At 59.6% G+C, this 25,620-nt stretch carries 29 protein-coding genes; 10 read left to right on the top strand and 19 right to left on the bottom strand.

What is annotated here, in order from left to right; all coding sequences use genetic code 11:
* The first annotated feature begins 30 nt into the window (after positions 1–30).
* Together HP062_RS25885 and cysN are read left to right on the top strand one after the other, a co-directional pair.
* Positions 31–372, top strand: a complete 342-nt coding sequence (locus HP062_RS25885; protein WP_010463279.1) for a four helix bundle protein — start codon at positions 31–33, stop codon at positions 370–372.
* Positions 373–425: 53 nt separating this feature from the next.
* Positions 426–2,324 (top strand): sulfate adenylyltransferase subunit CysN, encoded by a 1,899-nt coding sequence (gene cysN, locus HP062_RS25890; protein WP_010463277.1) that lies wholly within the window; start codon positions 426–428, stop codon positions 2,322–2,324.
* Positions 2,325–2,503: 179 nt separating this feature from the next.
* Here cysN and HP062_RS25895 read toward each other — a convergent pair whose 3' ends face one another.
* The 3 genes from HP062_RS25895 to HP062_RS25905 are packed head-to-tail and all read right to left on the bottom strand — an operon-like array spanning position 2,504 to position 5,905.
* Complete coding sequence (locus HP062_RS25895) at positions 2,504–3,406, bottom strand: acyltransferase (RefSeq protein WP_077747431.1); 903 nt, start codon at positions 3,404–3,406, stop codon at positions 2,504–2,506.
* Positions 3,407–5,506 (bottom strand): phosphate acetyltransferase, encoded by a 2,100-nt coding sequence (gene pta / locus HP062_RS25900; protein WP_010463273.1) that lies wholly within the window; start codon positions 5,504–5,506, stop codon positions 3,407–3,409. It lies immediately after the preceding gene.
* 60 nt (positions 5,507–5,566) lie between these two features.
* The gene (locus HP062_RS25905; protein ID WP_042932938.1) at positions 5,567–5,905 is read right to left on the bottom strand and encodes a DUF3565 domain-containing protein; all 339 of its coding nucleotides are present in this window, start codon (positions 5,903–5,905) and stop codon (positions 5,567–5,569) included.
* On the opposite strand from HP062_RS25905, the gene HP062_RS25910 reads away from it, so the two are divergent.
* The 3 genes from HP062_RS25910 to HP062_RS25920 all read left to right on the top strand — a co-directional run bounded on the left by HP062_RS25910 (position 5,874) and on the right by HP062_RS25920 (position 8,257).
* Positions 5,874–6,359 (top strand): peptidylprolyl isomerase, encoded by a 486-nt coding sequence (locus tag HP062_RS25910; protein WP_010463269.1) that lies wholly within the window; start codon positions 5,874–5,876, stop codon positions 6,357–6,359. The two genes, HP062_RS25905 and HP062_RS25910, sit on opposite strands and share 32 nt — an antisense overlap.
* Positions 6,360–6,482: 123 nt before the next feature.
* Positions 6,483–6,965: a glutathione peroxidase gene (locus HP062_RS25915; protein ID WP_010463268.1), complete on the top strand. Its 483-nt coding sequence runs from the start codon at positions 6,483–6,485 to the stop codon at positions 6,963–6,965.
* A gap of 188 nt (positions 6,966–7,153) precedes the next feature.
* Complete coding sequence (locus tag HP062_RS25920) at positions 7,154–8,257, top strand: NADH:flavin oxidoreductase (RefSeq protein WP_154911870.1); 1,104 nt, start codon at positions 7,154–7,156, stop codon at positions 8,255–8,257.
* 117 nt (positions 8,258–8,374) lie between these two features.
* Here the strand turns inward: HP062_RS25920 and HP062_RS25925 are convergent, their stop codons facing one another.
* Both HP062_RS25925 and cysZ read right to left on the bottom strand, forming a co-directional pair.
* Positions 8,375–9,574 carry a glycosyltransferase family 1 protein gene (locus HP062_RS25925; RefSeq protein ID WP_042932370.1) on the bottom strand — a complete coding sequence of 400 codons (1,200 nt, stop codon included), beginning with the start codon at positions 9,572–9,574 and terminating at the stop codon, positions 8,375–8,377.
* Positions 9,575–9,614: 40 nt separating this feature from the next.
* Positions 9,615–10,367, bottom strand: a complete 753-nt coding sequence (gene cysZ, locus HP062_RS25930) for a sulfate transporter CysZ (protein WP_010463261.1) — start codon at positions 10,365–10,367, stop codon at positions 9,615–9,617.
* A gap of 314 nt (positions 10,368–10,681) precedes the next feature.
* Between cysZ and trxB the strand changes: the two genes are divergently transcribed.
* Positions 10,682–11,644 (top strand): thioredoxin-disulfide reductase, encoded by a 963-nt coding sequence (gene trxB / locus HP062_RS25935; RefSeq protein ID WP_010463259.1) that lies wholly within the window; start codon positions 10,682–10,684, stop codon positions 11,642–11,644.
* A gap of 158 nt (positions 11,645–11,802) precedes the next feature.
* Here the strand turns inward: trxB and HP062_RS25940 are convergent, their stop codons facing one another.
* The 11 genes from HP062_RS25940 to HP062_RS25990 all read right to left on the bottom strand — a co-directional run bounded on the left by HP062_RS25940 (position 11,803) and on the right by HP062_RS25990 (position 20,599).
* Complete coding sequence (locus tag HP062_RS25940) at positions 11,803–13,086, bottom strand: FAD-binding oxidoreductase (RefSeq protein WP_172792274.1); 1,284 nt, start codon at positions 13,084–13,086, stop codon at positions 11,803–11,805.
* A gap of 150 nt (positions 13,087–13,236) precedes the next feature.
* Positions 13,237–14,070, bottom strand: a complete 834-nt coding sequence (locus HP062_RS25945) for a transporter substrate-binding domain-containing protein (RefSeq protein WP_077747458.1) — start codon at positions 14,068–14,070, stop codon at positions 13,237–13,239.
* Positions 14,071–14,116: 46 nt separating this feature from the next.
* Positions 14,117–14,845, bottom strand: coding sequence for an amino acid ABC transporter ATP-binding protein (locus HP062_RS25950; RefSeq protein WP_010463253.1), 729 nt, complete (start codon positions 14,843–14,845; stop codon positions 14,117–14,119).
* A gap of 69 nt (positions 14,846–14,914) precedes the next feature.
* Positions 14,915–15,889 carry an amino acid ABC transporter permease gene (locus HP062_RS25955; RefSeq protein WP_077747437.1) on the bottom strand — a complete coding sequence of 325 codons (975 nt, stop codon included), beginning with the start codon at positions 15,887–15,889 and terminating at the stop codon, positions 14,915–14,917.
* 128 nt (positions 15,890–16,017) lie between these two features.
* A complete protein-coding gene (locus HP062_RS25960) occupies positions 16,018–17,268 on the bottom strand; it encodes an aspartate aminotransferase family protein (RefSeq protein ID WP_172792275.1) in 1,251 nt (416 codons plus the stop codon).
* A gap of 272 nt (positions 17,269–17,540) precedes the next feature.
* A complete protein-coding gene (locus tag HP062_RS25965) occupies positions 17,541–17,879 on the bottom strand; it encodes a HopJ type III effector protein (protein WP_172792276.1) in 339 nt (112 codons plus the stop codon).
* The gene (locus HP062_RS25970; RefSeq protein WP_008150700.1) at positions 17,872–18,168 is read right to left on the bottom strand and encodes a DUF1244 domain-containing protein; all 297 of its coding nucleotides are present in this window, start codon (positions 18,166–18,168) and stop codon (positions 17,872–17,874) included. The genes HP062_RS25965 and HP062_RS25970 overlap by 8 nt, the downstream gene beginning before the upstream one ends.
* 97 nt (positions 18,169–18,265) lie before the next feature.
* Complete coding sequence (gene folX / locus HP062_RS25975; RefSeq protein WP_007970304.1) at positions 18,266–18,637, bottom strand: dihydroneopterin triphosphate 2'-epimerase; 372 nt, start codon at positions 18,635–18,637, stop codon at positions 18,266–18,268.
* A gap of 2 nt (positions 18,638–18,639) precedes the next feature.
* On the bottom strand, positions 18,640–19,215 hold the full coding sequence (folE, locus tag HP062_RS25980; protein WP_172792277.1) for a GTP cyclohydrolase I FolE: 576 nt from the start codon (positions 19,213–19,215) through the stop codon (positions 18,640–18,642).
* A 22-nt stretch (positions 19,216–19,237) separates the two neighbouring features.
* A complete protein-coding gene (gene folM, locus HP062_RS25985; RefSeq protein ID WP_010463235.1) occupies positions 19,238–19,948 on the bottom strand; it encodes a dihydromonapterin reductase in 711 nt (236 codons plus the stop codon).
* 81 nt (positions 19,949–20,029) lie between these two features.
* Positions 20,030–20,599 carry an antibiotic biosynthesis monooxygenase gene (locus tag HP062_RS25990; RefSeq protein WP_010463233.1) on the bottom strand — a complete coding sequence of 190 codons (570 nt, stop codon included), beginning with the start codon at positions 20,597–20,599 and terminating at the stop codon, positions 20,030–20,032.
* Between the two features lie 210 nt (positions 20,600–20,809).
* Between HP062_RS25990 and HP062_RS25995 the strand changes: the two genes are divergently transcribed.
* Positions 20,810–21,769 (top strand): MerR family transcriptional regulator, encoded by a 960-nt coding sequence (locus HP062_RS25995; RefSeq protein ID WP_102594611.1) that lies wholly within the window; start codon positions 20,810–20,812, stop codon positions 21,767–21,769.
* Between the two features lie 2 nt (positions 21,770–21,771).
* Here the strand turns inward: HP062_RS25995 and HP062_RS26000 are convergent, their stop codons facing one another.
* Together HP062_RS26000 and HP062_RS26005 are read right to left on the bottom strand one after the other, a co-directional pair.
* Entirely contained in the window at positions 21,772–22,377 is a 606-nt protein-coding gene (locus tag HP062_RS26000; RefSeq protein ID WP_010463228.1) for a hypothetical protein, read from the bottom strand.
* A 54-nt stretch (positions 22,378–22,431) separates the two neighbouring features.
* On the bottom strand, positions 22,432–22,911 hold the full coding sequence (locus HP062_RS26005; protein ID WP_010463226.1) for a PAS domain-containing protein: 480 nt from the start codon (positions 22,909–22,911) through the stop codon (positions 22,432–22,434).
* A gap of 99 nt (positions 22,912–23,010) precedes the next feature.
* On the opposite strand from HP062_RS26005, the gene HP062_RS26010 reads away from it, so the two are divergent.
* Positions 23,011–23,466 (top strand): flavodoxin, encoded by a 456-nt coding sequence (locus HP062_RS26010; RefSeq protein ID WP_172792278.1) that lies wholly within the window; start codon positions 23,011–23,013, stop codon positions 23,464–23,466.
* Here HP062_RS26010 and HP062_RS26015 read toward each other — a convergent pair.
* The gene (locus HP062_RS26015) at positions 23,447–24,343 is read right to left on the bottom strand and encodes a LysR family transcriptional regulator (protein ID WP_172792279.1); all 897 of its coding nucleotides are present in this window, start codon (positions 24,341–24,343) and stop codon (positions 23,447–23,449) included. The two genes, HP062_RS26010 and HP062_RS26015, sit on opposite strands and share 20 nt — an antisense overlap.
* A 96-nt stretch (positions 24,344–24,439) precedes the next feature.
* Here HP062_RS26015 and HP062_RS26020 point away from each other — a divergent pair, with 96 nt between their 5' ends.
* Complete coding sequence (locus HP062_RS26020; RefSeq protein ID WP_172792280.1) at positions 24,440–24,826, top strand: CidA/LrgA family protein; 387 nt, start codon at positions 24,440–24,442, stop codon at positions 24,824–24,826.
* A complete protein-coding gene (locus HP062_RS26025; protein ID WP_172792281.1) occupies positions 24,816–25,529 on the top strand; it encodes an LrgB family protein in 714 nt (237 codons plus the stop codon). Before HP062_RS26020 ends, HP062_RS26025 begins: the two co-directional genes overlap by 11 nt.
* The last annotated feature ends 91 nt before the right edge of the window (positions 25,530–25,620 follow it).

Genomic DNA, 25,620 nt, shown 5'->3' on the forward strand with positions numbered 1-25,620 from the left:
TTGCTGCGAGCCGTTATCGGATGACTCGCAATGGATTTCGAGAAGCTGATTGTCTGGCAGAGAAGTAAGTGTTTGGCGGTAAGGATCTACAGGGAGTTTGCGAGATGTGGGGATTTTGGCTTCAAGGATCAAATTACCCGCTCCGCACTATCGGTGCCTTCCAATATTGCTGAAGGGATGGAGCGTTGTGGTGCCAAGGAAAAAGTACATTTTCTTTGGGTGGCAAAAGCCTCGTGTGGTGAGTTGCGCACTCAGATCCTCATCGGCCGTGATATTGCCTACATTACTGATCCTCTGGCTGACGATTGGATTAAAGAAACCCGCGAGCTTTCAAGAATGCTATGCGGCTTGATCAACAAAATTTCTGAGTAGCTGTACGCCGACAAGCTTGCCGCTTGAAGCTTACAGCTTGGAGCTCGAATGCAATGAGTCACGCATCTGATTTGATCAGCGAGGACATCCTCGCCTACCTGGGCCAGCACGAACGCAAGGAAATGCTGCGCTTTCTGACCTGTGGCAACGTCGACGACGGCAAGAGCACCCTGATCGGGCGCCTGCTGCACGACTCCAAGATGATCTACGAAGATCACCTGGAAGCCATCACCCGCGACTCGAAAAAAGTCGGCACCACCGGCGAAGACATCGACCTGGCGTTGCTGGTCGACGGCCTGCAGGCCGAGCGTGAGCAGGGCATCACCATCGATGTCGCCTACCGCTATTTCTCCACCGCCAAGCGTAAATTCATCATCGCCGACACCCCCGGCCATGAGCAGTACACCCGCAACATGGCCACCGGTGCGTCCACCTGTGACCTGGCGATCATCCTGGTCGACGCCCGCTACGGCGTGCAGACCCAGACCCGCCGCCACAGCTTCATCGCCTCGTTGCTCGGCATCAAGCACATCGTGGTCGCCATCAACAAGATGGACCTCAACGGCTTCGACGAAACCGTGTTCGAGTCGATCAAGGCCGATTACCTGAAGTTCGCCGAAGGCATCGCGTTCAAGCCGACCACCATGGCCTTCGTGCCGATGTCGGCATTGAAAGGCGACAACGTGGTGAACAAGTCCGAGCGCTCGCCGTGGTACACCGGCCAGTCGCTGATGGAGATTCTCGAGACCGTCGAGATCGCCAACGACCGCAACTACACCGACCTGCGTTTCCCGGTGCAGTACGTCAACCGTCCGAACCTGAACTTCCGTGGTTTCGCCGGCACTCTGGCCAGCGGCGTCGTGCACAAGGGCGACGAAGTCGTTGTGCTGCCGTCGGGTAAGAGCAGCCGCGTGAAATCCATCGTCACTTTCGAAGGTGAGCTGGAACACGCAGGTCCTGGTCAAGCGGTGACGCTGACCATGGAAGACGAGATCGACATCTCTCGCGGCGACTTGCTGGTGCACGCCGACAACCAGCCGCAAGTGACCGATGCTTTCGACGCCATGCTGGTGTGGATGGCCGAAGAGCCGATGCTGCCGGGCAAGAAATACGACATCAAGCGCGCCACGAGTTACGTGCCGGGTTCGATCACCAGCATCGTCAATCGTGTTGACGTGAACACCCTGGAAGAAGGTCCTGCCAGCTCGTTGAACCTGAACGAGATCGGTCGGGTCAAGGTCAGCCTCGACGCAGCCATCGCACTGGACGGTTACGCCAGCAACCGCACCACCGGTTCGTTCATCGTCATCGATCGGTTGACCAACGGCACCGTGGCCGCCGGCATGATCATCGCCCAGCCGTTGGCGCATGGCAGCAGCACGCACCACGGCAAACTGGCGCACGTGGCCACCGAAGAACGCGCCCAGCGTTTCGGTCAGCAACCGGCCACCGTGTTGTTCAGCGGCTTGTCGGGCGCGGGCAAAAGCACCTTGGCTTACGCGGTTGAACGCAAACTGTTCGACTTGGGTCGTGCGGTGTTTGTCCTTGATGGTCAGAACCTGCGTCACGACCTGAACAAAGGTCTGCCACAGGATCGCGCCGGGCGTACCGAAAACTGGCGTCGTGCCGCGCACGTTGCGCGTCAGTTCAACGAAGCCGGTCTGTTGACCCTGGCGGCCTTCGTGGCGCCGAGTGCAGAAGGTCGTGAGCAGGCCCGTGAACTGATCGGCAAGGAGCGTCTGCTGACGGTCTACGTCCAGGCCTCGCCGACGGTCTGCGCCGAGCGTGATCCGCAAGGCTTGTACGCGGCGGCGGGGGATAACATCCCGGGCGATTCCTTCCCGTATGACGTGCCGCTGGACGCCGACCTCATCGTCGACACCCAGTCGCTGTCGCTGGAAGAAAGCGTCAAGCAAGTGCTGGATCTGCTGCGTAAGCGTGGCGCGATCTAAGCGTTAGCCGTTAATAAAAAACCCGCCAATGAGTGATCATCGGCGGGTTTTTTTGTTTCTGTTCGGACGCCTTCGCTGCACGCCTCGCTCCTACGGGTTTGTGTCGCGTCATAGGTTGCGATCACCCCAAATCCGTAGGAGCGAGGCTTGCCCGCGAAGAGGCCGGCACAGGCGCCTGATTACTTCGCCGGATACTCCCGATGCATCTGCCCAAGCAACGCATCCTTGTCTTCCCACAACTGATTGATCCAGCCCTGAAACTGCAACCGATACTCCCCATCCTGGTCGTAGTTCTTGCCAATGAACTGCGGCGGAATCTTCAGTTCCTGAAAGTGCACCACCACATCCTTCACATTCCCGCACAGCAGATCCCAGTAACCGGGACGCCCGGCCGGGTAGTGAATGGTCACGTTGACGATCGACTCAAGCTGTTCACCCATCGCATCCAGCACAAACGCAATGCCGCCAGCCTTGGGCTTGAGCAGGTACTTGAACGGTGATTTCTGCTGCGCATGCTTGCCTTCAGTGAACCGGGTGCCTTCGACGAAATTGAAAATCCCCACCGGGTTATGGCGGAACTTGTCGCAGGTCTTGCGGGTGGTTTCCAGGTCTTTGCCTTTCTTCTCCGGGTGCTTTTCCAGGTAGGCCTTGGAATAGCGCTTCATGAACGGAAAACCGAGCGCCCACCAGGCCAGGCCAATCACCGGCACCCAGATCAGTTCCTGTTTGAGGAAGAATTTCAGCGGCTGGATGCGCCGGTTGAGCACGTACTGCAACACCATGATGTCCACCCAGCTCTGGTGGTTGCTGGTGATCAGGTACGAGTGCTTATAGTCCAGCCCTTGCAGGCCACTGAGGTGCCAGCGGGTGCGGCAGACCAGGTTCATCCAGGCCTTGTTGTTGCTGATCCAGGCTTCATGGGTGTGGCTCATCAACCAGAGCGAGAAGCGCTGGGTGAGGGCAAAGGGCAACACCTTGATGATCGCTACGCAGAACAGAAACGAGCACAGCAGAATGGTATTTAACGCCAGCAACAACGATGCAATCACGCCGCGCACGGCGGCAGGTAGAAAAGCCAGCATTTAAAGATCCAAAGGTCGGTTGGCAGCTTGAATCGCGGTCAGCGCGATGGTGTACACGATGTCATCGACTTGCGCGCCGCGCGGCAGGTCGTTCACGGGTTTGCGCAGGCCTTGCAGCATCGGCCCGAGGCTGACGCAATCGGCACTGCGCTGCACAGCTTTGTGCGTGGTGTTGCCTGTGTTCAGGTCGGGGAACACGAACACCGTGGCGCGCCCGGCGACCTGACTGTTCGGCGCCAGTTGCCGGGCCACGGTTTCGTTGGCGGCGGCGTCGTATTGCAACGGGCCGTCGATCAGCAGCGAATTCTGTTGTTCGTGGGCGAGCAGCGTCGCTTCGCGAACCTTTTCGACTTCTTCGCCGCTGGCCGATTCACCGCTGGAGTAGCTGATCATCGCCACGCGCGGGGTGATGCCGAATGCGGCTGCCGAGTCGGCGCTTTGCAGGGCGATCTCGGCCAGTTCGCTGGCGCTCGGGTGCGGGTTCATCACGCAGTCGCCGTAGACCAGCACTTCTTCGGGAAACAGCATGAAGAACACCGACGACACCAGCGTGCAGCCCGGCGCCGTCTTGATCAGCTGCAGGGCCGGGCGGATGGTGTTGGCGGTAGAGTGGATGACCCCGGAGACAAGACCGTCGACTTCATCCAGCGCCAGCATCATGGTGCCGATCACCACGGTGTCTTCCAGTTGTTGCTCGGCCATCGGTGCGTTGAGGCTTTTGCTTTTGCGCAGCGCAACCATCGGTTCGACGTAGCGCTCGCGAATCAGGTCCGGGTCGAGAATCTCCAGGCCCGGCGGCAGCTCGATGCCCTGGGCGCGGGCCACGGCTTCGACGTCTTCCGGTTTTGCCAGCAACACGCAACGGGCGATGCCGCGCGCCTGACAGATCGCCGCCGCTTGCACGGTCAGCGGCTCGCTGCCTTCGGGCAGGACGATGCGCTTGTTGGCGGCCTGGGCACGCTGGATCAGCTGATAACGGAACACCGCGGGCGACAGGCGCATTTCGCGCGGAGTGCCGCAACGCTGGTGCAGCCAGTTGGCATCCAGGTGACTGGCAACGAAGTCGGTGATGATCTCCGCACGCTCGCGGTCGTCGATCGGGATTTCCTTGTTCAGACCGTTCAACTGGTTGGCGGTGTCGTAGGAGCCGGTGCTCACCGACAACACCGGCAAGCCCGCCTGCAATGCGCCACGGCACAGGTCCATGATGCGCGGATCGGGCAGGGTGTCGCTGGTCAGCAACAGGCCGGCCAGCGGCACGCCATTCATGGCGGCGAGGCTGACGGCGAGGATGATGTCGTCGCGATCGCCGGGGGTCACCACCAGCACGCCGGGCTTGAGCAGCTCCACAGTGTTGCGCATGGTGCGGGCGCAGATGATGATTTTGGTCATGCGCCGGGTTTCATAATCGCCGGCATTGAGAATCTGCGCGCCCATCAGGTCGGCGACGTCGCGGGTGCGCGGCGCGTTCAATTCCGGCTGGAAAGGAATGCAGCCGAGCAGGCGAAAATCACCGCTGCGCAGCAACGGCGAATGTTCCTTCAAGCGCGAAGCGAACGCCTCCATGCTTTCGTCGGTCTTGACCTTGTTGAGGATCACGCCGAGGACTTTCGGATCTTTGGGGCCTCCGAACAATTGCGCCTGCAATTCCACTCGGCCAGACAGTTCGGTCAGCACTTCGTTTTCCGGTGCCGAGACCAGGATCACTTCGGCGTCGAGGCTTTTCGCCAAGTGCAGATTCACCCGCGCGGCGTAACTGGCGCTGCGGGTCGGGACCATGCCTTCGACGATCAGCACGTCCTTGCCGACGGCCGCTTGCTGATAAAGGGTGATGATTTCTTCGAGCAGCTCATCCAGCTGACCGTCGCCAAGCATACGCTCGACGTGAGCCAGACCGAGTGGCTGCGGCGGTTTCAAGCCGTGGGTGCGCGCCACCAGTTCGGTGGAGCGTTCCGGGCCGGTGTCACCCGGATGCGGCTGGGCGATCGGTTTGAAAAAGCCGACTTTGAGGCCGGCGCGCTCAAGGGTGCGCACCAGCCCGAGGCTGATGGAGGTCAGTCCCACACCAAAATCGGTGGGTGCGATAAAAAAAGTTTGCATGCGGATTCTCTAAGGGTGCATGGCAATGGCGATCATCTATAGCTGACGATCTACCGAAATTCAGTCGCCAAGGTTATCGCTAACCGAGGCCTGTGCGCACCAACCGCAATCAAAGGGCTGGCCTATTTTTTCAATACGTTGCGCGGGGTCCAGGACCCAGGCGCGAGATTGCCACGGCGGCTGGTGGCGCAGGTGCTGGGTGTGACCGCAGGAAAGCTCGGCCACCCAGTGCCCGTCCTCATCTTGATGGAAGCCTGTGACCGTCGAGCCTTTCGCCGTCATCCGTCTGTCCGGGTTGTGTTCGCTTTCGGGCGATTGCTTCGCTAAACTTGGCCATTCTTCATTCTTATGCAAAAGGTCTCGCCCCATGCTGATCGCCGCCAATAAGGCTGTCTCCATCGACTATACCCTGACCAACGACGCTGGTGAGGTCATCGACAGCTCCGCCGGCGGCGCGCCGCTGGTCTACCTGCAAGGCGCAGGTAACATCATCCCGGGCCTGGAAAAGGCACTGGAAGGCAAAGCAGTCGGCGACGAGCTGACCGTAGCCGTTGAACCTGAAGATGCCTATGGCGAATATGCTGCCGAACTGGTCAGCACCCTGAGCCGCAGCATGTTCGAAGGCGTCGACGAACTGGAAGTGGGCATGCAGTTCCACGCTTCCGCGCCGGACGGCCAGATGCAGATCGTTACCATCCGCGATCTGGACGGCGACGATGTCACCGTCGACGGCAACCACCCGTTGGCCGGTCAGCGCCTGAATTTCCAGGTCAAGATCATCGCCATCCGTGACGCCAGCCAGGAAGAAGTCGCTCATGGTCACGTCCATGGCGAAGGTGGCCATCACCACTGATTTTCTGCGCTAAGCTCAGAGAACTGGAGAGGCGCCCGAGGGGCGCCTTTTTAGTCCGCGGCTGTCCCTGGCGACATCGCCAAGTGGCTGTTTCGAGTAGAACACGGGAATCTGGAGTTCGTCATGAGTGCTTTTCACGACCTTAAATTGACAGCCCTGGATGGACAGGAGCTACCGCTGGCACCCCTCAAGGGGCACGTCGTGCTTGTGGTCAACGTCGCTTCCAAATGTGGCTTGACCCCACAATACGCGGCGCTGGAAAACCTCTACCAGCAATACAAGGACAAAGGCTTCAGCGTGCTGGGCCTGCCGTGCAACCAGTTTGCCGGGCAGGAACCGGGTACCGAGCAAGAGATCCAGGAATTCTGCAGCCTCAACTATGGCGTGACCTTTCCTTTGTCCAGCAAGCTGGAAGTCAACGGTCATGATCGTCATCAGCTGTACCGTTTGCTCGCGGGCGAGGGTGCGGAGTTTCCGGGGGACATCACCTGGAACTTCGAAAAATTCCTGCTGGGCAAGGACGGCCGAGTGCTGGCGCGGTTCTCGCCACGCACAGCGCCGGATGATCCGACGGTCATCCATGCGATTGAAAAAGCGCTGAGCTAAATAAAGAAACATCAAAAGATCGCAGTCTTCGGCAGCTCTTACGGGTGTTCACCTTCCCCTGTAGGAGCTGTCGGAGGCTGCGATCTTTTGCTTTTGGATCTTAATCACCCAAATCAATAGTGCTGTTCAAGGCTTGCGACTCTCCATATTATCGCCGTCATAAAGTCATTTACCCCGTGGAGCGTCCCATGCCCGTCAAAGCCCTGTTCAAACCGTTCCACCTCGGCAGCCTCGAACTGCCGACCCGCGTCGTCATGGCACCGATGACCCGCTCCTTCTCCCCGGGCGGCGTACCCAATTCCAAAGTGATCGAGTACTACCGTCGTCGCGCCGCTGCGGGCGTCGGCCTGATCATCACCGAAGGCACCACCGTCGGGCACAAGGCCTCTAACGGCTATCCGAACGTGCCGCATTTCTACGGTGAGGCCGCGCTGGCCGGCTGGAAGAAAGTGGTCGACGCAGTCCACGCCGAGGGCGGCAAGATCGTTCCGCAGTTATGGCATGTGGGCAGCGTGCGCCGCATCGGCACGGAGCCGGATGCCAGCGTGCCGGGTTACGGTCCGTCGGAGAAATTGAAGGACGGTCAGGTCGTGGTTCACGGCATGACTGAACAAGATATCCAGGACGTGATCGCCGCGTTCGCCCAAGCCGCTAAAGACGCCCAAAGCATTGGCATGGACGGCGTGGAAATCCACGGCGCCCACGGTTACCTCGTGGACCAGTTTTTCTGGGAAGGCAGCAACCAACGCACCGACGAATACGGCGGCAGCCTGGCCAACCGTTCGCGTTTTGCCATCGAATTGATTCAGGCTGTGCGTGCAGCCGTCGGCGAAGGCTTCCCGATCATCTTCCGTTTCTCGCAGTGGAAGCAGCAGGATTACACCGCGCGCCTGGTGCAAACACCGGAGGCGCTGGGGGAATTCCTCAAGCCGCTGTCCGACGCCGGCGTGGACATTTTCCACTGCTCGACGCGTCGGTTCTGGGAGCCGGAGTTCGACGGTTCCGAGCTGAACCTGGCCGGCTGGACCCGCAAGCTCACAGGCAAGCCGACCATCACAGTGGGCAGCGTTGGCCTGGATGGCGAGTTCCTGCAGTTCATGGTCAACACTGACAAGATCGCGCAGCCGGCCAGCCTGGAAAAACTGCTGGAGCGCTTGAACAACGACGAGTTCGATCTGGTGGCGGTAGGGCGTGCGCTGCTGGTCGACCCGGACTGGGCGCAGAAAGTGCGTGATGGTCGTGAGGAAGACATCCTGCCGTTCAGCCGTGAGGCGTTGATGACCCTGGTTTAAGCAGCGACTGGAAGGGCCTCTTCGCGAGCAGGCTCGCTCCCACAGGTTTTGTGCATGACGCAGAACCTTTGTGGGAGCGAGCCTGCTCGCGAAGACGGATTCAATGTCACCCACCAGTCAGGATAAGGTCTGTGCCTCAGGCACCGCCAACTCCCTCACACAAGCCCCTCGCAACTGCCCCTCGAACTGCTCGATAATCGCCGCCCAGCCCTGACGACTCGCATGCTGGCGCGCATTGAGCCGCACGCAACGCAAGGTTTCGCGCTCCTCCAGCAACCACGTCGCAGCATCGCAGAACGCCTCTTCGTCGCCCGGCATCGCCAACACGCCGTTATAGCCATGACGGATATGTTGAGCGGCGGCCGCCTGATCGTAGGCCACCACGCCCAATCCCGAGGCCAGCGCTTCAAGCACCACATTGCCGAAGGTTTCGGTCAGGCTCGGAAACAGAAATACGTCCGCTGACGCATAGTGACTGGCCAACGCTTCGCCTCGTTGTGAGCCGCAGAAAATCGCGTCAGGCAGCTCCTTCTCCAAAAAACCTCGCTGCGGCCCGTCGCCGACCACGATCAATTTCAGTTTGCGCTGTGGATAAGTGGCCTTCAGGCCGTCAAAACAGCGCTTGAGCAAGCCGAGGTTTTTCTCCTGCGCCAGGCGTCCGACGTGGATGACCGCGATGTCTTTCTCGGCGAGTCCCCACTGTTCGCGTAAAGATTGCAGGCGTTTGACCGGATGAAACAATTGGCTGTCGACCCCTCGGGACAACAACGCCAGACGTTCGAAATGGCGCCGTTCCAGTTCCAGTCGCTGGCTGATGCTGGGCACCAGAGTCAACGTCGAACGGTTGTGAAACCAGCGCAGGTAATGAGTCAGCAAGCGCGACAGCAAGCCGAGCCCGTATTGATTGGAGTACTGCTGGAAATTGGTGTGAAAGCCGCTGACCACTGAAATCCCCAAACGCCGCGCCGCTCGCAACGCCGACAATCCCAGCGGCCCTTCCGTGGCGATGTAGAGCACGTCCGGACGATGACGTTTCCAGCGCCGCAGCAGCTTGTGCATCGACGACTGACCCCATTGCAAACCCGGATAGCCCGGCAATGGCCAGCCGCGACACAGCAACAGCTCATCGCTGCTGGCCGCCAGAAGATCGCAGCCCTGACGCGGCCGCACCAGTTCGACCTGATGCCCGCGCGCGCGCAAGCCATCGCACAAGCGGCCGAGGGTATTGGCCACGCCGTTGATTTCCGGTGGGAAGGTTTCGGTGATGAGGGTGATATGCAGAGCTGTCGTCATGACCCCAGTGTCGGCTGGGGGCATGTCGTCATTGTGGCGTTTCGATGATGGGTTTGTGACGGTGTCAGCGTTGGGTCACCAGATTCTCTGCGCCGCGCTCACGCACCCAGAACAGCGTCGCACCGGCCACGGCCGCCGGCATCATCAGGATGTTGACCACCGGAATCAGCAACACCAGATACACGATCCCGCCAAAACTCATGCTCTGCCAGCGCTTCTCGCGCAGCCAGGCGAGCATTTCGTTCCAGCCCAGTTTGTGGTTGTCCGCCGGGTAGTCGATGTACTGGATCGCCATCATCCACACCCCGAACAGCAGCCACAGCGGCGCGGCGATGATGTTGACCACGGGGATGAACGAGAGAATGAACAATCCGATTGCCCGCGGCAGGAAGTAGCCGAGTTTGCGCATTTCCCGGGACAGAGTGCGCGGGATCATGGCGACCAGTTCACCCCAACTGAACGCCGGGAAGTCATCGGTGCCACGCACCACCACTTCGACCTTCTCCGCCAGGAAGCCGTTGAACGGCGCGGCGATGACGTTGGCGAGCATGGTGAAGGTGAAAAACACCATCAGAACCACCAGCACGACAAAAATCGGCCAGAGGACGTAACTGAGAAAACTCAGCCAGTCGGGCAGGGACGGCATCAGCGTATCGACCCACAGGCTGAATTGATGGCTGGCCAGGTAGATCAATCCGACGAACAGCACGAGGTTGATCACCAAGGGCAACAATACGAACAAACGCAGGCTGGGGCTCAAGACCAATTTGAGACCTTCGCGCAGGTATTGCGGGCCGGACAGAACGGGGGCGGGCATAACGTGCTCCGAGCAAAGGGTAAACGCGCCGACCTTACCGGCTTTGCCTGACAGGCGAAAGCGCGGCAGCGACATCGACATTAACTGTAACAAAGGCGCCTATAAATCCATCGTGACCGGATAGAGACCGCCTATGAGCTGGATTGTTAAACCGTATTTCCTTAATCTTCGCCCCCTCGATACGCTGCACCCATTCTTTTTACAGGACTGTCGAACCCGAGCCTTCCCCAAGGCTTTCAACGGTCCTTTTTTATTCCCGCCGGTAACCCGGCGTTCCGTGCCAGGTGTTCCGGGCCGGTCAACAGGAGCAGGTCATGTCTGAAGTCCGTCATTCGCGAGTGATTATTCTCGGTTCCGGCCCTGCCGGTTACAGCGCAGCGGTCTATGCCGCCCGTGCCAATCTCAAGCCACTGCTGATCACCGGCATGCAGGCCGGCGGTCAACTGACCACCACCACCGAAGTCGACAACTGGCCGGGCGACGTCCACGGCCTGACCGGCCCGGCGCTGATGGACCGCATGAAAGAGCACGCCGAGCGTTTTGAAACCGAGATCGTTTTCGATCACATCAATGCCGTGGACTTCGCTGCCAAGCCGTACACCCTGATCGGCGACAGCGCGACTTACACCTGCGACGCCCTGATCATCGCCACCGGCGCCAGCGCCCGTTACCTCGGCCTGCCTTCGGAAGAAGCGTTCATGGGCAAAGGCGTATCGGCCTGCGCAACTTGCGACGGTTTCTTCTACCGCAACAAGCCAGTGGCTGTGGTCGGCGGCGGCAACACCGCTGTTGAAGAAGCGCTGTACCTGGCCAACATCGCCAGCACCGTGACCCTGGTCCACCGTCGCGAAACTTTCCGCGCCGAGAAGATCCTGATCGACAAACTCAATGCCCGCGTTGCCGAAGGCAAGATCATCCTGAAGCTGAACGCGAACCTGGACGAAGTCCTGGGCGACAACATGGGCGTCACCGGTGCCCGCCTGAAGAACAACGACGGCAGCTTCGACGAGCTGAAAGTCGACGGCGTGTTCATCGCCATCGGCCACACCCCGAACACTTCGCTGTTCGAAGGCCAGCTGACGTTGAAAGACGGCTACATGGTTGTGCAGGGCGGCCGCGACGGCAACGCAACGGCCACCAGCGTCGAAGGCATCTTCGCTGCCGGTGACGTGGCTGACCACGTTTACCGTCAGGCCATCACCTCGGCCGGCGCCGGTTGCATGGCGGCACTGGATGCCGAGCGTTACCTCGATGATCTGCAGAACGCCAAGTTCTGAAATCGTTGAAATGAAAAAACCGGCTTCGGCCGGTTTTTTTGTGCCCACAGCAAAAGCGTTCACCAGGCCCCTGCAGGAGCGAGGCTTGCCCGCGAAGGCGTCGTGTCAGTGGACGTCGCCTTCGCGGGCAAGCCTCGCTCCTGCAGGGATTGTGTTGGTCAACCGCGAAACCGTTCCTGGACGAAGTCCATGACCTTCAGCGATTGATAGATCGCATTGGCGGCAACGCGCCCGAACGGCCCACCGTTCCAGTCCAGCAAGTACGGCTTGAGCAGTTCATGCCGAGCAGTTTCCCCGCACACCGCTTCAGCAATCACCCTGCCGCCAATCGAACCGGTATTCAGTCCATGACCGCCAAATGAAGTGCACGCCCAGACACCTGGTTCCAGCCATCCCAGGTTGGGCATTTTGTTGGTGGAATACCCCATCAGACCGGACCAGGCCAATTCGATCCTGACCGGCGCCAGTTGCGGATACACCGACACCATGTCGGCCTTGAGCATGGCCGCCAGGGCTTTTTCATTCTGTTCGTGACGGGTCGTGATACGTCCGCCCCACAACAGGCGATCGCCTTCGACAATGCGGTAATAGTCCGAGGCGCGACGGTCATCGGAAAACGCGGCGCCTGACTCGAGAACGCTTTTGATCGAATCGCCCAGGTGTTCGGTCAGCACCACGTAGGTGGCAATCGGCAGGTAGGCGCGGCTGAGCTTTTGCAGCTCCGGCCCGCCGTAACCGCCGGCGCAGAACACCAGGTCCTGACAGCGCACGCTGCCGTGAGCGGTCTGGACAATCTTGTCGTTCCCTTCGCGACGCCAGGTGAGCATTTTGGAGTGTTCGAAAATGCGACTGCCCGCCGCTTCAATGGCAAGGGCCAGGCCCAGGCAATAATTCAACGGGTGGAAATGCAGGGCGTTCGGGTCCTCCACACCCTGGAAATAACGTTGGGTGTGCGCCCGTTCGCGGACCTGGGCGGTGTCGAGGAAGTTGAGTTCGTAAGCGAAGTCGCGGCGCATTGTGTCGATGTGGTTTTTCACGCTGGCGCTGTCGTCGTAGCGCTTGACCCGGATTGTGCCGGCGGACGGATTGCAGCCGGTGAGGGCCAGTTCGGCGATGTTGCGGCGGACAATCTCTACCCCTTCAACCGACATCTGGAACAGCGTTCTGGCGTTTTCCAGTCCCAGTTTTTTGCGGATCGCTCCAGACCCTTCGGCCCAGCCCGGCGAGACCACGCCGCCATTGCGGCCGGAGGCTCCCCACGCGACCTGATGGGCTTCGAGGATGATCACACGCTTGCCGCGCCGGATCAGTTCGAGGGCGGCGGTGAGGCCGGCGATGCCGGCACCGATGATGCAGACGTCGCAGGTTTCGTCGGTGTTCAATTCTGGCCTGGCCGCACGGGGCAGCGAGGTTTGGGAATACCAGGTGTTGGGGAAGGACATGGTCGATCCTTGATAAGTTGCCGGACATTCAAGCGAGGGCTGGCCTTCGTGGGAGTGAGCCTGCTCGCGATGGCGGTCGAACATTCAACATTAATGCTGAATTTGATGGCCTCATCGCGAGCAGGCTCGCTCCCTCAGGGGAGGGCAGTGTTACTTGATGGTCGAGTAGTCGACGCCGTACCACTTGTCCGACAGTTTGGTCAGCGTGCCGTCCTTGTGCATTGCGCCGATGATTTCACTCAGTTTCGCCTTCAGCTCCGGGTCACCCTTGTCGGTGGCAACGGCCAACGGTTCGTAGAACACCACGCCGTTGTCGACAGCGCGTAATGGGTAACCCTTCTTGACGGCCGCATCCAGCGTGCTGCGTTGGGTGAGGATGGCGTCCAGTCGAGCACCGTCGCCCAGGCGCAGATCGTCCAGCGGTCCGACGGAGCCGGCGTAGGTCTTCATTTTTTCGGTTTTAACGTCGTAGACGACGGGTGGCACGTCAGTGGTTTCGATGGCCAGTGCCTGGCTGAAATAGTCCTCGGACGTCGTGCCGCCCTCGACGCCGATGGTTTTGCCATTCAACGCCTTGTGGTCGGTGACCGTGGATTTGTTGTGCACCGCAAACACGTAGGGCACGTAGTAGTAGGTGCCGGGAAAGTCGAGAATCCGCGCACGGCTCTTGGTGGCGGTCATCGAGCCGACGGACACGTCCCAGCGGCCATTCCACTTGCCGGCGGTAATCACATCCCAGTCGGGCGTGATGAATTTGGCCTCGACGCCGAGACGCTTGGCGATCTCCTTGGACACGTCGATATCAAAACCGTCGATTTCATTCTTGTCGTTGATGAACCCCTGCGGGGGCCAGGTCGCCGAGGTGGCGACGGTCAACGTCTTGCTGCTCTCGATCTTGTCCAGAACGGCACCGGCGTTCGCGGCGCCGACGAACAACAGTGACAAGGCGGCAGCAAGGGTGATTGCGGGTTTTTTACTGAGCATGTCCATCTCCACTTTTCGTTATTGTTATGCGGGGGTAAAGCGCTTCTCAGTGCCCGATGATCTGCGACAGGAATTTCTGTGCGCGTTCGGTCTGCGGGTTTTTGAAAAACTCGGCCGGGGTGGCTTGTTCGATCACCTGGCCCTGATCCATGAACAGCACTCGGTCGGCGACCTTGCTGGCAAAGCCCATTTCGTGGGTCACGCAAATCATCGTCATGCCGTCGGTGGCCAGCTCGCCCATCACGTCCAGCACCTCGTGGACCATTTCCGGGTCCAGCGCCGAGGTTGGTTCATCGAACAGCATCACTTTGGGGTTCATGCACAGCGCCCGGGCAATGGCCACGCGCTGCTGCTGGCCGCCGGACAGTTGCGACGGATATTTGTGGGCATGCTCGGCAATCCGCACCCGCTCCAGATAGACCTGCGCGCGTTTTTTCGCCTCGGTGGCCGACACGCCTTGCACCAGCTGCGGGGCCAGAGTCAGGTTGTCCATCACGCTCAAGTGCGGGAACAGGTTGAAGCTTTGGAACACCATGCCGATTTCGCTGCGCACGGCGCTGACACTTTCCGCTTCACTGGTGAGCGTGATGCCGTTGACCTGAATGTGGCCCTTCTGGAAATTTTCCAGGTGGTTGATGCAGCGAATCATTGTCGATTTGCCCGAACCCGACGGGCCGCACACCACCAGGATTTCGCCAGTGGCGACGTTCAGGTCGACGTCGCGCAGGGCGTGAAAGTTGCCGTACCACTTGTTCAGGCCGGTGATTGAAATCATCGAGGGACTGGTCTGCGCAGCAGGGGCCAGGTCGCGTTGTTGGGCGGTATCGGTACGAGTCATCACGCATCAACCCCTTGCCACGGATCGATTGACCCGTTTTTCGATTCGCGCCTGGACCCGTTCCAGAATGAACGACAGGGCCCAGTAAATCATCGCGGCGGTGATCAGCATTTCCAGGTGGCGGAAGTCTGCGCGCCCCTGGGTCTTGGCCAGGTACATCAGTTCCCAGACACCGATCACCGACACCAGCGAACTGTCCTTGAGCATGGCGATGAACTGGTTGCCGGTGGGTGGAATGATCACCCGCAAGGCCTGCGGCATGATGACCCGGCTCAGGGTCTTGAACGGGCTGATGTTCAGCGCCCGCGAGGCTTCCCACTGGCCGACCGGAATGCTCTGGATGCCGGCCCGGAAAATCTCGGTCATGTAGGCGCCGTAACACAGGGACAGCGCGAGGATACCGGCAGGCACTGCATCGACCACGTAGCCCAGTTGCGGCAGACCCAGGTAAATCAGGTAGATCTGAATCAGCAACGGCACGCCGCGAAAGAACGAGGTGTAGAACGAGGCGAGGGCATTGGCCAGGCCGTTGTTCGACAGCTTGGCCACTGCGCCGACCAGCGCCAGCACAAAGGCCAGGACGATGGCCACTGCAGAGATGTACAAGGTGGTTGCAGCGCCCTGGATGATCAGGAAACCGATCTTGTCGAGGATGAAGCTGTAAGACAGGTCGAAGGTGTCGAAGAACGCCAGAAACAGGATCAGTAGTTCGATCCACACCACCGTAGTCTGCACTTTGAACTTCAGGCGCCCGAGGACGTGGAAGTTCAAGGTGCCCAGTACGGCAATGCCCAGCCCGATGGCGACGTTGCGTGCCGTCAGGCTGTCCGGGGCATTGCCCAGCAGCGGATGCAGAAAATGACTGAGGGCGCTGTTGCCCAGGTTCATCAGGTAGGCGCCGAGGAACAGCACCACGGCTACGCCGAGCAGGAAGTGAGGATCGTTAGACTTTTTCTTATAAATTATATTATCGTGATACATGTCTGCCTCAGCTTGTCGGTGGTGATGTTCTCGCTAGGTAAAAGGGTCTTTGGTCAGTATTGCGACGTCGATTCCGGGACCACAAGCGAACTTAATTCGCTACGTCAGTCCCGGAACGCACTTCGCTGTCAGGACAGTCTTGCCAGGCACGCCTCGAGGATATCCAGCCCTTCCTCCAGCACCGTCGCCTCGGTGGTCAACGGCGCCAGTAGCCGAATGATGTGCCGTGATTTGCCGCTCGGCATCAACAGCAGACCCGCGTCACGCGCCAACGCCAGCAATTGTGTGAGCTGCGCCGAGGCGGGGGAGCCGTCGGCATGGGTCAACTCGATACCGCGCATCGCACCGACGCCGGTCAAACGACCCAGATACGGTGAAATTTTGCTTGCGCGCCAGGACTCGTAACGGCTGACAATCGCTTCTTCCTGTTGCGACCCCCAGGCTTGCAGGTTGGCATCCGTCATTTCATCCAGCGTTGCCAATGCGGCGGCGCAGGCGATGGGGTTGCCCGAATAGGTGCCGCCCAGTCCACCTTTGGGCAAGGTGTCGAGCAGCGACTTGCGCCCGACTACCGCGCCCAGTGGCACGCCGCCAGCGATGCTTTTGCCCAGCAGGATCAGGTCCGGCTCGATGCCCAGGCGCGAAAAGGCAAAACGCTCGCCGGTGCGGCCGAAGCCGGACTGGATTTCATCGGCGATCAGCAGAATATTTTTTTCATCGCAGAACGTGCGCAGCGCCTGTGCGAACTCGACATCCATCGCCAGAAATCCCGCTTCACCTTGAACCGGTTCGACGATAAAACAGGCCACGTCATTGACGTCGATTTCGACGCTGAACAGTCGATCCATCGCCTTCAGCGCTTCGGCGCTGGTCACTCCGTTGTCCTTGCTTGGAAAGGGCAGGTGATACACAGGCCCCGGCAGCGCGCCGACTTTCTGTTTGTACGGTGCGACTTTGCCGTTGAGGTTGAGGGTGGCGAGCGTGCGGCCATGGAAGGCACCGTCGAAGGCAATGACGGCCGTTCGACCGGTCGAGCCGCGGACGATCTTCAGGGCGTTTTCCGCCGCTTCTGCGCCGCTGTTGGTGAGCATGCCACTGACAGCGTAGTCCACCGGAATGAACGCCGTCAGGCGATCCATCAGTTCGATGTAGGGCATATGCGGTGCGGCGTTGAACGCGTAGTGCGTCAGCCGCGTGGCTTGTTCGCGAATGGCCTCGACGATGCGCGGATGGCAATGGCCGAGGTTCAGTACGCCGATGCCGCCGACGAAGTCGATGTAGCGTTTGCCATCGGTGTCCCAGACCTCGGCGTTTTTGCCGTGGCTGAGCGTGACGGGATGAACGACGTTGATCGACTGGCTGATGGTTTCGCTGCTCATGGATGACCGACTCTGAAGAAGGGATGCTTCTTTTTATCTAAGCCGTGAGCAGTGGGTGGGGGCAAACGAAATAAAGTGGACGGGTCAATCTTAAAAGTCGGGATGTGTGCGAATAAGAGATGGGCATGCAAAGCGTAACCTGTGGCGAGGGAGCTTGCTCCCGCTGGGTCGCGCAACGGCCCCAAAAAAGAGGGACCGCTACGCAGTCCAGCGGGAGCAAGCTCCCTCGCCACAGGTTCAGTGTCGCTCGTGAAGCGTTTCGCGGACTTTGATTAACGGCGAGTCAGCGGTTGTTGGGTGAATTTCACGCCCGCCAGACCCTGCGCAATCAACGCACGAATGTTGCCGTGGTCGTTGCCTTCAGGCGTGGCCACGACCGAGCGGTAATGCTCGCCAAAGGCCAACAGCGCCTCTTCATCGGTCAGGTCTTCCAGCAGCGCCAGGCCCAGGGTCTTGCACGAACCTTCGTTCTGCCCGGCGGCGTTTTCCACGCCGCCGTTGTTGAAAGCCTGAGGCTGGTAGTCGTAACCCGTGGCGATGAACGCCAGGGTGTCGGCGAAAACATGCTCACCGCTCTTGAGGCTGGCGCGCAGGGTGTTCAAATCACTCATTGGGTTTTCCTTTGGCGAACGCCGCTTGTTGTTCGGCGTTGGCTTCTTGCTGGTATTGGGCTTTCCACTCGGCGTAAGGCATGCCGTAAACCACTTCGCGGGCGTCATCGAGGCTGACCTCGATCTGGCGTTCGTCGGCGGCGGCCTTGTACCACTTGGACAGGCAGTTGCGGCAGAAGCCCGAGAGGTTCATCAGGTCGATGTTCTGCACGTCCTTGCGGCTGTCCAGGTGGGCGACCAGCCGGCGAAAGGCGGCGGCTTCAAGTTCCAGGCGTTGTTGATCGGTCATGGGGGCCTCTGCGAGGCAGCTTCGAGCGGTAAGCTTCAAGCTGCAAGATGGGTTGCGATGGCTTGTAGCTTAACGCCTGAAGCTTGAAGCTTGAAGCTTAGCGGCTTGCAGCGAGCGTAATCGACACCGACTCGGCGAATCGCAGGGCGTGGGGTTTGTCGACTTCAACTTCGGCGTACAACACCGACGCGTTGGCCATGACCAGATCGAGGATCTCCTGGGTCAGGCGTTCGAGCAGGGCGAAGCGATTGCCTTCCACGTGGGCGATGATCGCCTTGGTGATGGTCCGGTAATTCAGCGCGTGATCGATGTCGTTGTCACGCACCGCTTCCTGAGCGGCATACAGGATGGTCAGGTTGATCAGTACATCCTGCTTGTTGAGGATTTCATCCTCGTTGATTCCGATGAAGGTCCGCAGGCACAGGTCCTTGACCCGGATGCGTGCCATTCCTGGTTGAAGTTGTGGCATTGCTACTTGCTCCGTCCAATCAATTGCAGGAACTCCTGGCGGGTGGTGCTCGACTCGCGGAAGGCGCCGAGCATCACCGAGGTGTTCATGGTCGAATTCTGTTTCTCGACGCCGCGCATCATCATGCACATGTGCCTGGCTTCGATGACCACCGCGACACCGGCCGCGTCAGTCACCTGTTGCACCGCATCGGCGATCTGTCGGGTGAGGTTTTCCTGTATCTGCAGGCGGCGGGCGAACATGTCCACCAGCCGCGCGATCTTCGACAGGCCCAGCACCTTGCCCGTCGGAATATAAGCCACATGGGCCTTGCCAATGAAGGGCAGCAGGTGATGTTCGCACAACGAATACAGTTCGATGTCGGCGACGATGATCATCTCGTCGGTGTCTGACGCAAACAGTGCGCCGTTGACGATCTCCTCGACACTCTGGTCGTAGCCGTGGCAGAGGTACTGCATGGCTTTGGCTGCGCGAACCGGAGTGTCTTGCAGTCCTTCGCGGTCGGGGTTTTCGCCGAGACCGATGAGAATTTCGCGATAGCTCTGGGACAGGGCGTTCTGGTGCAGGGATAACGTCATGGAACATCCTCGCGGGGGCTGCTTATTTGAGGTGCCGTCCGCCATTGACGGTCAGGGTCGTGCCAGTGACATAAGGGTTGTCGAGCAAATAACGCAGGCTCTGGTAGATCACTTCGCTGCCGGGTTCGATGCCCAGCGCGGACTTGGCCAGGGCCTTGGCGCGGTATGCCGCGTTGTCGTCGGGGTTGAACATTAGCAGGGCTGGCGCGATACCGTTGACCTTGATTGTCGGCGCGTATTTCGCGGCGAAGGACAGGGTGAGGCTGTCGAGCCCGGCTTTGCTGGCGCAGTAGCCAATGTGTTTGCTGCTGCCCTTGCGGGTCACGTCGTCGCTGATGTGCACGATGTCGGCGGGGCTTGAGCGTTCGAGCAAGTCGGCACAGTGCAGGTTGATCAGGTAGGGCGCCAGCATGTGCACGCTGAACATGCGGGTAAAGGCCTCGGCGTCGGTGTCCGGGGTTTCGGCCAGCCATTCGGAAGCGTTGTGGACAATGGCTCGCAGGCTGTCGGTGTGGGTTTTCAGTTGGGTGATGAACGCGAGGATCCCCGCTTCAGTGGAGAAGTCGGCAAATACCGCGGTGGCGCCCAGGTCGCGCAATGTCTGCACGCCTGGGCGTTCGCTGCGGTAACTGAAGATCACCGGATGGCCGTCTTCGAGCAAACGTTGCGCACAGTGCAGGCCGACACGCTGGCCGGCACCGGTGATGAGGATCGGAGCTGCGGAAGAGGTCATGAACGGCTCGCGTCGCGGTAAGAGCAAAACTATACCAGCGCACAGCGGCATTCACCTATCGCGGGGCTCCCACAAGGAGGATCAGTGGTTTTGGGGAGTGGGCTTGGCGGGCAACGGGCGTGCTGGCGTGCTGTTCAACCAGCTGGCCAGCAGGCGGGTCGATAGCGGAATGAAGAAGTAGACCATCAACGGCGTCAGGCACAAGGTGCTGATGAGCACGCGGGGCAGCAGGCTCATGTCGTCGAGCAACGGCCCCAATACAAAGTTGAACAGCAGGGAAACCGGAAAGAATGCCAGCCAGATTGCCACCGCCTGCTTCCAGCGGGGTGGGCGCTGGCCGACCGCGCCGAACCAGCCTTCAATGCCACTCACGCGATGTTCCGTCTTGTGCGCAAACAGATCGCTGCCGCGCGCCAGCCATGCGGTACGCGAAGCGGAATGCTCCCAGGCGTGCATGGTTTGCTCGTTGGCAAAGCGGAAAATAATCTGGAATTCGTTATCGCCGGGCGGCGGAGCGAGCACACCTGAGCCGAGATAACCGGGGAAGTCGGTGGCCAGTTGTTCGCCTTCGCGCAACCAGGCCATCAGGTCCTGATAACGCCCATCGGCGACGCGGCGCGCAACCATCAGCGTGACGGGTGAGGTAGACATGGTGAATCTCCGTATAACAGATGCGTCACTCCGGGTAAGAGTTTCGCCAGGCGCAGCGCCGGGGTGATGGGCTGCGTCTTGAGACAAGCAAGGATTATTCCTGATTCTGACGGATACGCCAGCGACATTCGTCGTTTATCAGTCTTGAACAAGCATGGGGTGGAAGAGTTAGAATGGGATCCAATTTTGCGCGCGGACTTCAATTGCCACATGCCTGTCCTGACTGAAGGTGTCCCAGATTTGCAGCGAGGAGCTGCACTGGAACAGGAAGAGCTGTTTCCCATCCGTGAAGTAGCGCGCCTGACGGGTATCAACCCCGTTACGTTGCGGGCATGGGAGCGACGATATGGCCTGATTCAGCCCACACGCACCGAAAGCGGGCATCGGCTGTACTCGATGGCGGATATCGAAAAGGTCCGCAGCATTCTCGGCTGGATTGATCGCGGCGTCGCGGTCAGCAAGGTCGGCAAGATACTGGCCAAGACCGAGCCGCTAAAAGCCCTGGCGAAAATCATTCCCGACGAACTCGTTCAGGCCGACTACGCCCAGTGGCAGCAGGAGGTTCAGGTGGCGGTGACGGCGTTTGACGAGGTTAAGCTGGAGCAAGTCTATGGACAGATTTTTTCCAGTTACCCCCTGACCGTGGTGTTCCAGGACATCCTGATGCCGATCTGGAAGCTGATGCTGCAGCGCCATCACGCGTTCGGTCAGACCAGCGAATGGCTGTTTCTGGATGGTTTCCTGCGTTCTCGTGTGTTGCAGCGCATGTTGCTGGTGCGCGTCATGCAGCCTCGACGCGTGATTGTCTGCGCCTTGGCCGATCAGGCTCATGAACTCGAAGTGCTGGTCACGGCGCTGTACCTGAGCAGTGTCGACTCGGCTATTCAACTGCTGTCGATCGGTCAGCCCTTCGACGAGTTGACCCTGGTTTGCGAGCGTATCAAGCCCACGGCACTGGTGCTGGTGTCCAACCACGCGCCGGCCCCCGAGTTGCCTCGACGTCTGAATCGACTGGCCTTGAGCCTGGATTGTCAGTTGCTGCTGGCTGGCGATGCGTCGGACCTGGCACAGGACAGCCTGGCCGGATCGTCGATCGGTTGTCTGGGAAATGAGGGGATGGTGATGCGTCAGCGTTTGAAACAGTTCCTGGCAGGAAACCTGGATACCTGAGATCAGATGTGCAGGGCGGGATGTGTCAGACGATGTTGCTGAAGGATGTACTGACGCAGACGTTCGGTCTCATCCTTGTCGCTCTGGCTTAATTCGTAAGCGTAGAAACCTTGCTCGGTTTCACGCTCGAAGGTGCCGCGCAATGCAATCCGCTCATAGCCTGACGGACTGAACCACAACGCGAAGTGTTTGGGCGGTTTGGTCTTGTTGCGAACTTCCAGCAAAACCCCTTTGAACGATATTTCATGCACCCACATCGTGCCGGGCTGGCCTTTGGCATTTTCCAGTGCCACCGGCTCTTCAAGCGTCAGGCGCCATGGTCGTACCATTGGCCCGTCTTCATAAATACTCGGCACGCCCAGACGCAAATGCAGCGCATGAAATTCGTCTTCCACCAGATGCAGCGGAAAGGTCATTTGCTGGTTTTCGAAGTTGGCCTGGATGGTGACTTGCTCATGGGCCGCCAGGCGCGTGAGCAAATCACGGATTTGCGATCCACCGTTGACGAGCAGACTCGACGTCGCATCCCGCACATTGAGCTGGGGGTTGTGTTGCATGGTCTGGATAAAATCCAGCTCATCCTGTGTCAGGAGTGCGTCGCGTTGCATGGCTTGCTCGAAAGGAATAGTTACAAAGTCATCGGTGATTGTAGTTAATGACCATTAATTCGCTGTTTTGTTTTTACCGTTCGTCGCTTTAAGCGCGGCAAGCTCGGCCTGCATCTCAGCCAATTGTGCTTCCAGTTGCGCAACTCGCTGCTGTGCCTTGACCTGCACCGTAACGTCTTTCTGCACGCCTACAAAATAAGTTTGCCCATCGCTTTCGTTCTTCACTGTAGAAAGGGACAGTTCATTCCAGAACGGGGTGCCGTCCTTTCGGTAGTTTCTCAGGATTTCCCGGCAGGAGCCGCCAAGGGTCAACGCTTTGCGAATTGCGGTGAGGGCTTCTTTTTGATCCCGGTCACCGGCCTGCAGGAAACGGCAATCCTGGTAAAGAATTTCTTCGCTGGTGTAACCCGTCAGCCGCTCGAACGCCGGGTTTACGTAAATCAGGATGTTGTCCTGGTCACCTTCCTTTTCGGCAATCACGATGCCGTCGTTGGAGGCGTTGATTACCATTTGCAACAGTTGAGCGTTGATCATCGGAGAATCCTTTCCGTATTGATAGGGATTTGCATTCTAAAAGATCAAACGAGCCTGTGCTGTTAATATCTGTGTCTTTTACAGCTTCAGGATCGATTGATGAAAGTTGCCATCATTTCCGGCTCGGTGTACGGCACGGCAGAAGAAGTTGCCCGCCACGCCGCCTCTCTTTTAAACGGCGCGGGTTTCGAAACCTGGTACAACCCGCGCGCGACACTGGCCGATGTCCAGGCCTTCGGCCCGGAAGCATTTCTGGCGGTGACGTCGACCACCGGCATGGGTGAATTGCCGGATAACCTGCAACCCCTGTATTGGATGATCCGTGACCAATTACCTGCTGCCTGGCGCGGTTTGCCGGGAGCGGTGATCGGCTTGGGCGATGCAAGTTACGGCGATACGTTCTGCGGCGGCGGCGAGCAGATGTGTGAGTTGTTCGCCGAACTGGGCTTGCGTGAAGTGCTGCCGATGTTGCGTCTGGACGCCAGCGAAAGTGTGACTCCGGAAACCGATGCCGAGCCTTGGCTGGCGGAACTGATCAGCGCGCTAAAGGACTGACCGGCCGCTCGCGCAGCAGGGCAAGCCAGGCTTGTGCAGCCTTCGACAAGTACGCACCCTGCCGCCAGATAAAGGCAATGTCCCAGCGTAACGAATCCGGGGCATTCAAGGTCAGGCGCACCACGCCTGGCCTCACCAGCCCACGCGCCACCACGCTGGGCAGCAGCACCACGCCTTGGCCGGCGACCACCAGTGCGGCAAGAAAATCCGCCTGGCCGCTGCGCCCACCTTCCTTGGGTGTGAACCCCAGCTGATGACAAGCCTGCAGCAACCGGTCGTTGAGCACGAAGCTGCGCTGATACAGCAGAAACGGCGTATCGGCCAATTCCTCCAGTCCGATCACTGTCTTGGTCGCCAACGGATGATCGGCGGGCAGCAGCGCATCCAGCGGCTCATCGCAGAAAGGCTGAAAGGCGAACTGCGGATCCTTCGGCAACAGACTGCCACCGAGTTCGAGCTCACCACTCAACACCGCCTGTTCGATGTTCAGGCTACCGCCCTCCAGTAACTGAATGCTGATGTTCGGGTAGCGCCGCCGGTACTCGGCAAACAGCCCGGCGAACAGCGCATCACTGCCCAACAGTGGCAGTCCCAGACGCAATTCCCCGCGAGCCAGTTGGCTCAAATCGTCCAACTCACTGAGCAACTCGTTGCGCAGCCGCAGCATGCCTTCGGCCCGTTGCAGCACCACGCTGCCGGCGGCGGTCAGGCGCAGTTGCGAACCCAGGCGTTCGAGCAACGGTGTGCCCAGACTTTGTTCCAGCTGGGCGACTTGCTTGCTCACCGCCGATTGGCTGATGTGCAGAGTCTTGGCGGCTTGGGTGAAACCCCCTTGGTGCATCACTTCGACGAAGCTGCGTAGCTGCTTGAATTCCATGCGCCTGATTCCAGATTGGAATAGAGCCGAGTCTAACAATTCGTTTCGGGGATAGCAGCCCGCTCCGTAAAATGAGCATCTGTGAGGACCGAAACCATGAATTCATCCATCTTCAAACGCCTGGCTCGATTGACCGCTGAACTGGCCGTGCTGCTCGGCATCTACCTGCTCGGCTGCGAAATTGCCGCGCGGTTGGCTTGGCCGATCCCGGGTGGCGTCATCGGCATGGCGCTGTTGCTGCTGGCTTTCGCGGTTGGCGGGATCAAACCGGCGGCGTTGCAAATGGGGGCCGGCCTGTTGATGGCCGAGATGCTGCTGTTTTTTATTCCTGCGCTGATGAGCCTGCTCGATTACGGCAGCCTGATGCGCGACGACGGTTGGCGGATTCTGCTGGTGATCGGCGTGAGTACGCTGATGGTGATGCTGGTCACCGCGTTTACCGTGGAAGGGGTGGTGCGGTTGCGGAGGTCCCATGAAGCTTGAGCTGATGCCGATGTTCTGGCTGGCCTTCACGCTGTCGGCCTATTTATTCAGTCGCTGGATCTACCGGCGCACCGGGCGTTATCTGCTGTCGCCGCTGATTCTGGTTCCGGCGCTGCTGCTGGCCCTCGCTGTGCCGCTGCATACCGCGTACTCGGAGTATTCGAGCAACACCCATTGGCTGATGTGGGTGCTGGGGCCGGTGACCGTCGCGTTCGCCGTGCCGATCTGGCAACAGCGGCAGATGCTGATGCGGTATTGGTCGGCGTTGTTGCTCGGAATGCTGGCGGGCAGTGCGGCGTCCATCGGCACCTCGTTCGGTCTGGCCAAGGCGCTGGCGCTGGACAGTTCGGTGACGATGTCGCTGGTGCCACGCTCCATCACCACGCCGTTTGCCATGCCGCTGGCTCACGACCTCGGTGGCGTGCCGGAACTGACGGCGGTGTTCGTGATGTTCACCGGCGTGTTCGGGGCGATGCTCGGCGGCATTCTGCTGAAGTGGCTGCCGTTGCGCAGCGCCCTTGCGCGCGGTGCGTTGTTTGGCGTCGGCGCGCACGGTGCCGGTGTCAGTCGGGCCCATGAAGTGGGCGGTGAGGAAGGCTCGGTCGCGGGGCTGGTCATGGTTCTGACAGGGCTTTTGAACCTGTTTGCCGCCCCTTGTTGGCGGCGGTCCTTTGACATGGATCCAGTCTTTTTCCTGAACTGACTCGTTAGGCCACCAAGCTGGCTGCCAATGCAACTACGCGAAATCCGGGGGCGACTAGACTGCGGTAACGACAGTAAAACTATAAGAACAG

The sequence above is a fragment of the Pseudomonas sp. B14-6 genome (assembly GCF_013260315.1).
In the GTDB taxonomy this organism is placed as follows: Bacteria; Pseudomonadota; Gammaproteobacteria; order Pseudomonadales; family Pseudomonadaceae; genus Aquipseudomonas; species Aquipseudomonas mandelii.